General features: G+C 37.8%; 9 protein-coding genes. 3 read left to right on the top strand and 6 right to left on the bottom strand.

What is annotated here, in order from left to right:
- The first annotated feature begins 9 nt into the window (after nucleotides 1-9).
- The 3 genes from selA (at nucleotide 10) to QQS39_RS18515 (ending at nucleotide 5020) form a co-directional block, all read left to right on the top strand.
- Nucleotides 10-1401 (top strand): L-seryl-tRNA(Sec) selenium transferase, encoded by a 1392-nt coding sequence (selA, locus tag QQS39_RS18525; RefSeq protein WP_285805141.1) that lies wholly within the window; start codon nucleotides 10-12, stop codon nucleotides 1399-1401.
- Nucleotides 1398-3260: a selenocysteine-specific translation elongation factor gene (selB, locus tag QQS39_RS18520; RefSeq protein ID WP_285805140.1), complete on the top strand. Its 1863-nt coding sequence runs from the start codon at nucleotides 1398-1400 to the stop codon at nucleotides 3258-3260. Before selA ends, selB begins: the two co-directional genes overlap by 4 nt.
- A gap of 110 nt (nucleotides 3261-3370) precedes the next feature.
- On the top strand, nucleotides 3371-5020 hold the full coding sequence (locus QQS39_RS18515; protein WP_285805139.1) for an LTA synthase family protein: 1650 nt from the start codon (nucleotides 3371-3373) through the stop codon (nucleotides 5018-5020).
- A 121-nt stretch (nucleotides 5021-5141) separates the two neighbouring features.
- On the opposite strand, the gene QQS39_RS18510 is transcribed toward QQS39_RS18515, so the two are convergent.
- From QQS39_RS18510 to QQS39_RS18485, 6 genes are all read right to left on the bottom strand, one after another.
- Nucleotides 5142-5570 carry a TOBE domain-containing protein gene (locus QQS39_RS18510; RefSeq protein ID WP_285805138.1) on the bottom strand — a complete coding sequence of 143 codons (429 nt, stop codon included), beginning with the start codon at nucleotides 5568-5570 and terminating at the stop codon, nucleotides 5142-5144.
- Nucleotides 5571-5878: 308 nt separating this feature from the next.
- Nucleotides 5879-6907 (bottom strand): family 8 glycosyl hydrolase, encoded by a 1029-nt coding sequence (locus QQS39_RS18505; protein WP_285805137.1) that lies wholly within the window; start codon nucleotides 6905-6907, stop codon nucleotides 5879-5881.
- Between the two features lie 73 nt (nucleotides 6908-6980).
- Nucleotides 6981-7940, bottom strand: coding sequence for a UTP--glucose-1-phosphate uridylyltransferase GalU (gene galU, locus QQS39_RS18500; protein ID WP_285805136.1), 960 nt, complete (start codon nucleotides 7938-7940; stop codon nucleotides 6981-6983).
- A 182-nt stretch (nucleotides 7941-8122) separates the two neighbouring features.
- A complete protein-coding gene (locus QQS39_RS18495; RefSeq protein ID WP_285805135.1) occupies nucleotides 8123-9034 on the bottom strand; it encodes a sensor domain-containing diguanylate cyclase in 912 nt (303 codons plus the stop codon).
- Between the two features lie 39 nt (nucleotides 9035-9073).
- Nucleotides 9074-9544: a cellulose biosynthesis protein BcsD gene (gene bcsD, locus QQS39_RS18490; protein ID WP_109373335.1), complete on the bottom strand. Its 471-nt coding sequence runs from the start codon at nucleotides 9542-9544 to the stop codon at nucleotides 9074-9076.
- Between the two features lie 15 nt (nucleotides 9545-9559).
- Nucleotides 9560-13261 (bottom strand): cellulose biosynthesis protein BcsC, encoded by a 3702-nt coding sequence (locus QQS39_RS18485; RefSeq protein ID WP_285805134.1) that lies wholly within the window; start codon nucleotides 13259-13261, stop codon nucleotides 9560-9562.
- Nucleotides 13262-13268: the final 7 nt, after the last annotated feature.

Here is a 13268-nt window from a genome sequence, read left to right as displayed (position 1 = left end):
GGTATTAGCATGACAAATGATACGCGCTCACTTTACAGCCAACTACCGTCTATTGATAAGTTACTGCACCAAGTAGACATTCAAGCCTTAGTGGCTTCTTATGGTCAGACATTTATTGCTGAGCATTTACGAAAGTTACAAGAAGAAGCGCGTATCATTATTCGTCAAGAAAATGCATTACCACAATGGCATAACCATTGGGCAGATGAATTAAAAAATCGTATTAGATTACAACGAAAATCCTCGATTAAACCTGTTTTCAATTTAACCGGAACCGTTTTACACACTAATCTTGGGCGTGCATTAATGGCAGAATCCGCCATTGAAGCAGTTAGCCAAGTTATGCGCTCACCAGCAACCTTAGAATATTCTCTTGATGGTGCATCAAGAGGACACCGTGATCGCGCGATCGCTGATTTGCTTTGTGAATTAACCGGAGCAGAAGATGCCTGTATCGTTAATAACAACGCCGCAGCCGTTTTATTGATGCTCGCAACGGTTGCTCCCAATAAAGAGGTGGTTGTTTCTCGTGGTGAATTAGTCGAGATTGGTGGCGCTTTTCGTATTCCTGATGTAATGACACAAGCTGGTTGCACACTCAAAGAAGTGGGAACAACAAACCGTACTCACCTAAAAGATTATCGTAACGCCATTAATGAGAATACGGGTTTGCTAATGAAAGTTCATACTAGTAACTATTGTATTCAAGGATTTACAGCAGAAGTACATGGCGACGAACTTGCCGCACTTGGTAAAGAGATGAACTTACCGACTGCTATCGATTTAGGCAGTGGCTCCATGACTAATTTAGCCGAATTAGGTTTACCTTCAGAGCCAATGCCTCAAGATTATCTGCAACAAGGTATCGACCTTGTTACCTTTTCAGGTGATAAATTATTAGGTGGTCCACAAGCGGGAATAATCTTAGGTAAAAAAGTGTGGATTGAGGCTATTCAACGCCACCCTTTAAAGCGTGCATTACGGGTTGATAAAATGACATTAGCGGCTTTAGGTGCCACATTACGCCTTTATCAGCAACCTGAAAAAATGGCTGTTGAAATTCCGACATTACGTTTGTTAACTCGGACACAAACAGAAATTAATGACATGGCACAACGGTTATTGCCTCATTTTCAGGCATATTATGGGGATAATTACCATATCACGATATCCTCATGTGCTTCTCAAATAGGTAGTGGTTCGTTACCTATTGAAAGTTTACCGAGTGCAGCACTTACCTTTGAAGCTAAAGATGGAAAAGGTAGCCAATTAGATGCGTTAGCTGCGCATTGGCGTAATTTAGAAAAGCCGATTATTGGTCGAATTACTGATGGTCGCCTGTGGCTTGATCTGCGCTGTCTCGAGGATGAAAATGCATTAATACAGGCACTTTTACTATGATTTTTGCGACAGCAGGTCACGTAGACCACGGAAAAACCACACTTATACAGACCATTACTGGGGTAGATACTACTCATTTACCTGAAGAGAAAAAACGAGGCATGACCATTGATTTAGGTTATGCCTATTGGCGTCAAGACGATGGAACTTCAATTGGTTTTGTGGATGTTCCCGGTCATGAGAAATTCCTGTCAAATATGCTCTCAGGTGTCGGAGGGATCTCTCATGCGCTATTAATTGTGGCTTGTGACGATGGCGTTATGGCACAAACCATCGAACATATCTCTATTTTACGTCTTGCTGGCTGTCCTCAAGTTACCGTTATTCTCACCAAAGCCGATCGTGTTACCCCAGAACGAATTGAAGAAGTTCGTTTACAAACAATGGATATGTTAGCCAATTTAGGCTGGCAAAAACCTAACTTTTTTGTCACTTCAGCCCCATCAGGGGAAGGAATTCCAGAGCTTCGCCACTATCTGGTTGGTCTGCATCAGCAAGAACAACAACACCCTCAATGGCATAAGCGTTTTCGTTTAGCCATAGACCGTGTTTTTAGCATTAAAGGCGCGGGATTAGTTGTCACAGGCACTGCGCTTGCGGGACAAATTTCTGTTGGTGATACCTTTTGGCTAACGGGTGCAGATAAACCAGTAAGAATAAGAGCCTTACATGCTCAAAATCAGCCCGTAGAACGTGCGGGTGCTGGACATCGTATTGCAATTAACATCACAGGTGATGTCAGTAAAGAAAACGTCTCTCGGGGTGACTGGCTGCTTTCTCAAGCACCTAACTATCAATCTCATAAAATATTAGTCAGTTTAATTGCGGATGAACCTTTAAAGCATTGGCAGCCGGTACATATTCACCACGGTACACGTCATATTACGGGTCGTGTTGCTCTTTTAAATGATGCTAATGAAACACCACAGTTAGCCGAGCTTATTCTTGATAACCCCCTTTGGCTGGTGGATAACGACAGACTTATCTTGCGTGATATCAGTGCACAACGCACCTTAGCCGCAGCAAAAGTCTTATATTTACACTCGCCACGTAGAGGCAAGCGACAAGCAGAATTCTTAACTTGGTTACACCAACTCGATAATGCAGACAGCGCCAGTGCGAATTTAGCGTTATGTTTACCAAAAGGTGAGTTATCTCTAAGTCAGTTTTCTTGGGCGCAACAATTAACTGAAAGTGCGCTGGCTCAGTTATTAGAAACCTTTGACTTAGTCAGTGTTGCTGGCGTTATTCTTTCTAAAGAGAATGCGGATAACGCAAAACAGAAATTACTCGATACGCTTGAGGAATATCATCAACAACATAATGATCAAATGGGTGTGGGTCGTTCTCGTTTAAAACGGATGGCACTACCGACTTATCATGATGAATTGGTCTATCACTTAATTGATCAATTGCGTAAAGAAGGTGCTATTAGCCAAAGTCGTGGTTGGCTTCATCTTCCAACTCATGGTCTTGCTTTTTCTCCAGAACAAGATGCGCTATGGCAAAATGCTAAAGTCTATTTTGAGCAATCTGAACCTTGGTGGGTACGTGATCTCGCTGATGAAATGAAAAATGATGAGAAAGTGATCCGCTCATTGTTACGTAAAGCGGCACAATTAGGTTTAATTATTCCGATTATTGCCGACCGCTACTATACACACCAAACAATAGAAAAATTTGCGTCTATCATTGTGAAATATAATGAAAGTAATGGCAGTGTCACCGCTGCGGATTTCCGTGATGAGTTATCTGTTGGGCGTAAATTAGCAGTACAAATCTTAGAGTATTTTGACCGCACCGGTTTTACTCGCCGCAAAAAAGATCTTCATATTTTACGAGACAAAGGGTTATTCTAAATCCAGATGTCAACTTAGGCTAAATAAAGTTATTTAGCCTATTTAAGGTTATCGCCTACAATATTTGTAAAATATCCCCTTTATTCTTTATCGCTATACTCGGAAGAGATATGAAAAAAATATTAGGAAGTGTTTATCTTGCACTTATTCTTATTGCCTCACTCTTTATTGTTTTTGAGAAAGCAACGTTTATTTATACTGCACTACTTTCCGTCGGTGTGTATTTTATTCTTTTTTCTCTTTGCTTTATTTTATCAGCTCGTGTCTTATTTTCGGTTATTACCACAGGCACACTCTTCCTGATAACTAAGTTTATTAATCAAATAAAAGTCCATTATTACAAAGAAACATTAATGTTCTCTGACTTTGATTTAGCTTTTGATAGCTCTAACTTAGGGACATTAGGTCATTATTGGGAGGCCGGCGTTGCATTGGTTGCGATGCTAATATGGCTTCTTATCAATATGTTTATTGCTTGGCGTTTTTCCAAAAAATCACGCCCCGCCTTGCGTATAAGTAGCTTACTCTTAATGGTCATTGGGTTTACCACTCTCCATTTCACCGTGGAAAAATGGCAAGCTGAATGGGAAGGTACACTTCCAGGAGGACGAGGAACGGTTACTAATTTAATCATGTCTGGTTACCAAACGGCTTATCACCCTCCTTATTTCAATGAAAATGCAGATTACTTCCTTGAACAAGCAGACAAAACCGTATTACCTGAAACACAGACAGATATAAAACCTGATATTATCGTTTTATTACAAGAATCGACGGTTAATCCTCATATTTATCAATTTGATACAAATGTTGCACTGCCTGATTTATTTATGTTCCAAAAAGATGAAGGTGTCAGTGCGCAAAGCCCATTACGAGTACAAACCTTTGGCGGTGGTACTTGGCTTTCTGAATTTTCGGTATTAACCGGGTTAAATACCGATGATTTTGGTGCGCGTAAAAACTCCGTCTTCTATTTTGTTGTCGATAAACTTAATGAGAGTTTATTCCGCCAACTAAAAGCAGAAGGTTATTACACGGTGTTACTCACTCCATTTAATCGTAGTGCTTACCATGCTGGTTACGCTTATGAAAAAATGGGTATTGATGAGATTATTCAACCTCAAGAGCTTGGCTACCCAGGAACATTAGAAGAAAATCTCTGGAAAATATCGACGGTAGATATGCTGGGTTACGTTGAAGAGGTACTGAAAAAACGGACTGATAAGCCACTGTTTATATTCTCATTAACCATGTATGAGCATGGTCCTTATGATGAATCACACCGAGATATGTACCAAATTACAGGTCATACAGAAAGCAATAATGCTCCGGGTAAATTTAGCCACTATATGGAAAAAATCATTACTAGCGATCCGGCTATTAAAGATTTCTCTCATTTTGTTGCACAAAGAGAAAAGCCGACGATGTTCCTCTATTTTGGTGATCATCAACCCAATATTGAGCTAAAAAATTACCAGTCACCGTTTAATAACCCTGCGTATATTACTCAGTTCACCTTAAGAGATAATCTGTCGCAAGGTGCGCCAATAACAACGGGTGAACTAACGGATATTAGCTTCTTAGGTGGTATGATCTTAGAGCGCGCTCGTTTGCCATTATCCCCTTTCTACAAAGCAAACATTCAAATGCGCCACTTATGTGAAGGTAAATTAAATGACTGCGAAGACGAAAAATTAGTTAATAGTTATAAAAATTATATCTATGACAAACTGAAAGTCGCTGGTGATACTGATAAATAATTTTAGTGACCTTGCATAAAAGGTGATCGGGATTATAAATCTAACAAAACAAGCAATATCAATAATGAAAAAGAGGCTAGCATTTAGCCTCTTTTTTTATTTTAAAAGAATAGCATCTTGATTATTTGCGTGTTGCAACAATCACGCTAGAAGCTTTCACTAATGCTAAAACCTCACTGCCTTTTGCCAGCTTCATCTCTTGTAAGCTTTCATTTGTAATAACAGCAGTCAGCGCTAAGCCTTTAGCTGTTTCTAAATGTATCGTAGAATTCACGGCACCTTGTGCGATTTGAGTGACTTTACCTGCAAATTGATTACGTGCAGAGAAATTTAAACCACAATCAGGTAGTGCCAAAACAACCCATGGCGCTTTAATAATGGCAATAGCTTCACCGTCTTTTTTAATCTTTAAGCTTTCACAGCTTTCTTTGGTGATGATTGTCGCCAGTTTCTCACCGTGTGCTAAAGATAAAATCACTTCACTATTAACTGCACCTTCAATAATATCAACAACTTTACCGACTAACTGATTGCGTGCTGAAACTTTCATTTATCCACCTCTATTGTTGATGAGAAATTATATTAATAACATTATCAAGTTATTGAGATAACTTTAGCATAAATAGTATTAAATAAATTATTCTTAGATCATAGATTAAAGTTTATTTATTATTTAAATAACATAACGTTATAAACAAATAGAGATAACGAAATACAATTAACTTATAAAATTTGAATAAGTATAAATAATTTAGAAAAATATTTTTTATCACTATCGATATAAAAAATAGATAACTTAATGCCTCTCTGTATTAAAAGGAATTTAAGCTATCTATTATTCAAATTAACTAAATATACTTATTGCCCGTTTTGAGCAAATGCCGCTAATAAGTGTAAAGCTGAAGAGTAATAATCCGTATCTTTACTTAAATCGACATCTTCAATAGGTGTTTTCATCGTTAAATCTCTCACTGCCATCATACCGGGAGTGAGGTTATATTCAGCACGCTCTTGAGCATCGATACTTACCCAAGCAGGAGTTTTATAACGATCAAATTGCTGCCAATACTGCACAAAAGGTTGTAACGCTAATTCATCACGCGCCCAAGCCAAATACAGCGGAATACGTATTGCATCAAAGCTAAATCGTGCAGGCCATTTTTCACTAGGCTCTATCTTTCCATCTGGAAACAAACTGACCCAGTCTGTTGGTAATTGATATTCACCAAACCGCATATTTCTAAGTAAAGACTGGCTATCATTAATTAACGCTTTCCAACGAACATCTTTACTTGTGCGGTAAAAATCTTTCCATGCAGGGAAAATAAAATAGGATGGGTTAATAATAATTTCTTCTGGTGTTTTAAAGCCATTAATACCAGGTAAAAGTACAGTATAATTTTTTGTCTTAACTAAAGTATGTTCCAAAATAGCGTGTTGAATAGAATCAGAAGCTGAAAGATAACTTTCATCATTCCATTTCTCACCCGCTTTTAATAATGCCCACGCAATTAAGATGTCACCATCTGTTGCATTATTAGGATCAGGGGTATGTTCACTATTTTCAGGCTCGTAACGCCATTTAAATAAGCCTAAATCGCCACGATAAAGGGAAGCGGCTGTCCAGCGCCATAACTTATTAAATGTTTCATGATCATCACTCATTACAGCCATTAACATGCCATAGCCTTGACCTTCAGAGTGTGAAATATTTTTGTTAGCGCTGTCTATAACTCGTCCATCATTCTGGATATAGCGCTCTTTAAACTGTTGCCATCCTACTTGAGTATCTGCTGCCTGTATTGAGGGAGAAACCATAAGCAACAAACCTAAAATAAAAAAAGTAGAAAATAGATAATGACAACGAGATAAGTACCAAAAAGACATTACCTTTCTCTCCTGCTATTGCCGACCGTCATTTTATTTCGGTCGGCATATTGCATATTATTTCAATATAAACTCAAAAGATAGCAACTATCTTTTGTGCTTCACTGACGTCATCTTCTGCTATGACTTCTGTTTTGGGTAATAATGTTTTTTCACAAAAGTCTTGCAACCAAGAAGAAAATTCTTCTTTTAACACCGAATTATAAAGCCCATATTCAACAAAGGCTTTCATATATCCTAGCTTATTACCACAATCATGTGATTTACCCACTAAGGTATATGCTTCAGCGACTTCTTTTTTCAATAATAAATCAATTGCATCTGTTAATTGAATTTCACCACCCACACCAGCAGGTAGACCATCTAATAATTCCCAGATAGCTTCAGAGAAAACATAACGGCCAACAACAGAAAGGTTAGAAGGCGCATCTTCAGGATTTGGTTTTTCCACGATACGACGAATAGGCGCCCAATTACCTTGAGGACAGAAAACACCTTGGCAATCTACAACACCATATTGTTGCACTTGGCTCATTGGCACAGGTTCAACCATAATTTGGCTACGTTCTGTTTTTTCAAAACGTTTTATCATTGCGGATAAATTATCATGTTGAGGATCGCAATAATGTGCATTTAATAAAACATCAGGCAGTAAAACAATAAATGGATTATTGCCAATAACTGGACGAGCGCAGCAAATTGCATGACCTAAACCTAAAGCATGCCCTTGGCGAATTTGGACAATCTTGACATTGTCAGGGCAAATTGAACGCACTTCTTCTAATAATTTATTTTTAATACGCTGTTCCAGCATATTTTCTAATTCAAAACTGGTATCAAAGTGATCCGCAATTGAATTTTTAGAAGAGTGAGTAACTAAAATAATTTCCTCAACGCCTGCCTGAGCGCACTCTTCAACAATATATTGAATTAAAGGGCGATCAACAATAGGTAGCATTTCTTTAGGAATTGATTTCGTTGCAGGTAACATACGAGTACCTAATCCAGCAACAGGGATAACCGCTTTCATCATAATAAAATCCTCTAATAGATATTTATCTAAAACTAATATTTAGTATTATTTTAAATTTACTCTTATATTTCATCAGGAGTGCTAGATATATTTTAAAAACAGTCACCTCCCTCTTCGTTAAAAAGAGATAACGTTATTTTTATATATCTTTATTAAAAAACTTTTTATTTAAAATCTTTTATTTAAAATCCGGAATAAAACCCATATTTATTACCACCCATTTCTTTTATAGAATAAAGTGTTTCATCTGCGGATTTTAATAATTCAGATAATGTTTTTCCGTCCTTAGGATATTCAGCAATACCTAAACTAATTGAAGGCGTTAACATAAAATCAGAATTAATATTGATGGGTTTTTCCATTGATTTCCAAAGTGATTCTATTATTTCTAACAAAATCACAGAACAAGAACGTAATCCTTTAGGGAAAAGCACAGCAAACTCATCGCCACCAAGTCGCCCACAATAGACTTCATTATTTTCTAATTGTGACAACCGTTTAGATATTTCACACAATACTTTATCGCCTGCATGATGCCCGAATTGATCATTAATAGATTTGAATTTATCGCAATCTATAATACCAAGGCAAAATGAAGAGGGTTGTAAAATATTTAATCGTTCATTTTCAATTTTTTCAACGATACTTAGTCGATTAGATATTCCAGTTAATGAATCAATATAACTTTTATTAAATAACTCATTTCTTAGCTCTACCTTATCAGTAATATCCAAGCTAATAAATACATAATGAGAAATTAAATTGTTTTCATCAAATACAGGAATAATACTAATATCTTCCCATATATCTTGTTGCATATTGTTATTTCTTTTGGCTTCTAATCGATATACTCCTTTATTATCATTATTACCATTTACACAACAATTGATTTGATTCTCGTCAATTAAATTAAATAAGCTGTAATTTTTACCTTTTATATTTTCAAAGTGAACATTATTAAATTCACAATATTTTTCATTTGCATAAATAATGATGCCATTAATATCTGTTACTAACATCATAAAAACATTATTAGTAAATTGCTTTATTAATAAGCATTTAGAATTATCATCATTAAATATCATTTCATTCATTTTTGACCTCCTATGCTCATCAATAAAGCATATATATTATTATTCGGCTGATGAGTTATGCGCATAGCGGAAAATAAAGACATCTTTTGCATCAGTAGGTTGGCGATGCACTTGCATTTTGGCATTACCGCCTTGATTTGTTAACCAACCTTCATATAACCCTTCTAAAACACCCGCACTTGCAACACGCCACTGAGCATCATCTTGGCTTTGCGTAAAATGAGGCCATGCACAATGAACCAGTAAAAGTTCGCTCATTGCAGGAGATATCGTGACAAAACCCCATTTAAATAGCGTTAATACGCGATTAATATGTGATTCAAGTAATTGAATATTTTCGCTTTCAGGTAAAGGATAACGTAAGGCAATATCTTTACCTATATTCCTTAATTTATTTCCAGCAGTAGAAATATCATTGTCATTTAAAATTTGAAAAAATAATAATTGAGTTAGATCTTGCCAGCCACTTTCAAAAGGTAATTGTAAGATATCACTGTCATGCTTATTCATTATTTGTCTCCTTAATTATTTAGACAGGAAGTCTGGGGTATATTTTAAGTGTAACCACATATTATCTTCAGCATAATCACCCGATGTATCATGCGATAAGCTGACACCTAACTCGGTTTCTTTGTTTAAATAATATTTCGCGTCTAAACCTAATCTATAAGTAATATTCGTTTCGTCTTGCTCTTCGTACTGAGATTTAATACGAGGATCGCTTGCATTCTGTTTATTTAATGCGTTTTGCATATAACCATGCGTTGGGAAATAATCACTACCTTTTTGTTTGTAACTTTGTATCCCTATTGCACCATTTAATGAGACTTCACCTTTTTCAAAACGGCGGGTATAAGCAACAGGCAATGAAACAGACACATAATCTTGTGGGCTGAAGTAACCACCGTGCCCTAAGGAGAAGTAGTTTTGGTTATTTCTAAAGTTCATATAATCAACATGCACGCCAGCTTTTACTTCTTGTTGATCATCTTGATAGAACTTAGCATAAGAGCCAATCCACGCTTTCACTTCATCATTACTCGCAACACTTTTACCTTCGTAGTTATAGAAACCACCACCAGCATAAGCCCCAATTTTTCCATCATCCCAAGCATATTGAACTTTAGCGCCGTTACGTGTTACACGCCCCCAACTTTCGCCTGTCATTGGATCTGTACGCCCCATATAAGAAAGTAGACTATCTTTTATGGCTCTGCGCTCTGCTGTTAGTGTTAATTGCCCATTTTGGCTAATTTGAGGTGAATATGTGATGCCACCAACAACCGTTGCCGTATCTTTACCTAATGGCGTAGAGCCAACATCGAAACTGACATTCTTGTCTGATAAACGCAGCCCTAATTCAACACCAGAAGCACGTTGACTACCGGCTTCATCGGCATTAATTTTGTTTTTCTCATCGTGGTTATCGCTATTTTTAGCAAAGCGTTCAGCATGTTGAAGCTGACCCGTACCAAAACGGTTAGCCCTTTCTCCTGAAACCGAACCACTTGTCATCGAAACAGGGTTAACACTAAATTCCCAACGGAACTCTTCACCAGGCACACTCGAAATACTGATTGGCGCTGAAATTTCAGTGACGTTAGATAATCCTTTATCACCATTACGATGACGCATAGCCACCCCACCTTGTACCCAAGGTGAAACTTTCTCTTCTAGCTCACGAATAGAACGTTGAACCGATGCCATCTCTTTACGTTCATAGATAGAACCCGCAAGAACAGGATTATCACTTCCTCCTAATGCGTTTAATTGACCCGCAGAGGTTTTTAATGTGCTATCACTGTTTTGCCATTGCGCACTACGCAGTAACGTTAATGCTTTGCGATTCTCACCATTTAATTGCGCAATTTGCGCAGCTTGTAATAAATAAGCCGGTTGTGAAGATGAAGGAATTTGCTGTAATAACTGTTGTGCTTTTCTTCCATCTTTTTGTGCTAATGCCACTTCGATTTGAGCTTGGATTAATTTGCTATCTTTTCCTTGCTCTTTTTCTAAATAAGAAAGAATTTTGTTTGATTGTTCAGGCATTGATTGCGCTAAATAAACACGACTTAATGCCATTAATAAATCGGGATCATTCGGTGATGTTTTTAAAGCAACCACTAACGCGTCATAAGCGGCTTTAATTTCGCCTTTTTCACGTAGGCTATCTGCTTGCGCAACTTTAGTGGCAACTTCTAAACGCTTTTTCTCAACAATCGGTGTTTCTTGTTGTAAAGCGGGATCATTAATCAAGCTAGATGCCTGTGTATAATGACCTAACTCATTGAGAACGTTGATATGGCCAGCATAGTTACCTACCGAACCTTTAGTGCCTTTTGCAATATCACTTTCAACTAATTGTAACGCCTCATCGTTTAATCCACTGTTAACCAATTTTTCTGCTAATTCACCCACATCATTTGGATAATCAGCGACTTGATTAATTAATGGACGTAAAATATTACGCATTGCAACAAGGTTTCCTGCCTGACGATAATGGTCTGCTTGCGCAAGTTGGCGATGGAAACGAGCGCGCTGTAATAACGCTTTTTCAGCTTCAGTTTGTTGATTATGGCTACTGAGTAAGTTAAAAACTTTATCCCACTCTTTTTGCTCAACATAAAACAGAGATACCACATAATCAGAGTCTCTTGTTCTACGGTTTTGTAGCTGTGAAATGATATTTTTTGCACCAGCGCTATCACCATCAGCAGCCATTAGGCGCGCTAAATCAAGGTAAACCCAGTTATTTTGCGGGTTTTTACGCTGAGCTTGAGTCAATAATTGTCTTGCTTGAACACGATCACCATTTTCTAATGCTTTTTGCGCTTCACGGCGTAATTTCTCAGAAGGATCTGTATTCGCAGTCAGTTTTTGACGCAAAGAGGCTGATTGTTGAGCCAGTAATTGTTCTGCTTTCGTATTCTGTCCTTCCTGAACTAATAAATAGTAATAAGCAGAAATCACTTTTTCATTACGGCTATTTTGCTGATAAAGCCCTGAAAGCAATTGATGAGCTGCAGGTAAATTACCTTGCTTACGTAATAAGTCAGCTTGCAATAAGTTGGCAGACAACCCTTTTTCACCGGAAGCTCCCGTTAATGGTGCTAATTGATCAAGAGCTTGTTGAATATTCCCTTGTTTAGCACGTTGTTGTGCGCCACGTAATTGCGCATAAAAACCCGCATCTTCCGCTTGTTGCTTCCATTTACTGCCTTGTTCACCACCTGATTGCGCAGCTTGGTTTAATAAACGCTGACCTGTGGTTAAATCACCTGAACGTAATGCGATATAACCTAAACCCGCTAAGGCTTGCGCATCATTGTTATCTGCCGCTAAAGCTTGTTTGAAATAACCTTCGGCTTCTTTCAATTTACCTTTATTTAATGCGGTATAACCTGCTTGGCGTGCATTACCTTGAATAGCGCCTTGGAAATGCTCTGCAACCGCTTTATCGTTCGGGTTTGCTTGCAAATAGGTTTTATATAACACTTCATCATCAGGACGAACATTCAGCCATAACAGAGCTTGACGCATACCTTTTTTGGCTGATTCATCACCTGAGATATTACCTAAAATAGTAATACCTTCACGACGCGTCTCTTCGTTATAAGTTAGTGTTAATCCTAATGCTTTTTGCGTTTCTTTATTATCAGGCATTAATGCAGCACGTTGCTTTAATCCTGTAATAGCTTGAGGCAACATAGCAGGCACACCAGCCATGGTTTGATAATATTCTAACGCCAGTGTTTCAGGTGGCTCACTACTAACAAATAAACGCTGATACGCTTTTATTGCTTCTTCATGTTGCCCTTTTTTGGCTAACTCTCTGGCATATCCTAATTGTTGTTCACTAAATTGTGATGATCGGATGTTTTTTAATCCTTCAATTCGCGGATCTTGCGGTGCAATTTGCGCAAGTTTTTCTCGCCAATATGCTGCTTGTTTTTCATTACCTTGTTGCGCTGTAAAGAATGCCATTAAATACAGCGCATCCTGATTATTGCTTTCCATAATCAGTACTTTTTGCAGTGCTTCTACTGCTCGTTCATCGTGCGCTCTACCGTGCCAATAATTAGCTTGTTCAATAAGAGAACTGACAATATTTGGATCAGTTGCAGCTGTATTCGCCTCAACGGCAGTTGCTTGTACTTGGCTTGAAGCCCCTAGAATGCAACCTGCATAGATGACTTTAACGATGATATTAAGTGCGTGATTTTTCATCTTATAT

Origin of the sequence: Proteus appendicitidis (assembly GCF_030271835.1) — a bacterium.
In the GTDB taxonomy this organism is placed as follows: domain Bacteria; phylum Pseudomonadota; class Gammaproteobacteria; order Enterobacterales; family Enterobacteriaceae; genus Proteus; species Proteus appendicitidis.
This window is presented reverse-complemented; position numbering and strand designations above follow the sequence as displayed.

What these genes read in the sequence shown, in the direction of transcription:
- QQS39_RS18485 (WP_285805134.1), bottom strand. Translation starts at nt 13,261, where the DNA reads ATGAAAAATCACGCACTTAATATCATCGTTAAAGTCATCTATGCAGGT.
- bcsD (WP_109373335.1), bottom strand. Translation starts at nt 9,544, where the DNA reads ATGAATAAGCATGACAGTGATATCTTACAATTACCTTTTGAAAGTGGC.
- selB (WP_285805140.1), top strand. Translation starts at nt 1,398, where the DNA reads ATGATTTTTGCGACAGCAGGTCACGTAGACCACGGAAAAACCACACTT.
- galU (WP_285805136.1), bottom strand. Translation starts at nt 7,940, where the DNA reads ATGATGAAAGCGGTTATCCCTGTTGCTGGATTAGGTACTCGTATGTTA.
- QQS39_RS18505 (WP_285805137.1), bottom strand. Translation starts at nt 6,907, where the DNA reads ATGTCTTTTTGGTACTTATCTCGTTGTCATTATCTATTTTCTACTTTT.
- QQS39_RS18495 (WP_285805135.1), bottom strand. Translation starts at nt 9,034, where the DNA reads ATGAATGAAATGATATTTAATGATGATAATTCTAAATGCTTATTAATA.
- selA (WP_285805141.1), top strand. Translation starts at nt 10, where the DNA reads ATGACAAATGATACGCGCTCACTTTACAGCCAACTACCGTCTATTGAT.
- QQS39_RS18510 (WP_285805138.1), bottom strand. Translation starts at nt 5,570, where the DNA reads ATGAAAGTTTCAGCACGCAATCAGTTAGTCGGTAAAGTTGTTGATATT.
- QQS39_RS18515 (WP_285805139.1), top strand. Translation starts at nt 3,371, where the DNA reads ATGAAAAAAATATTAGGAAGTGTTTATCTTGCACTTATTCTTATTGCC.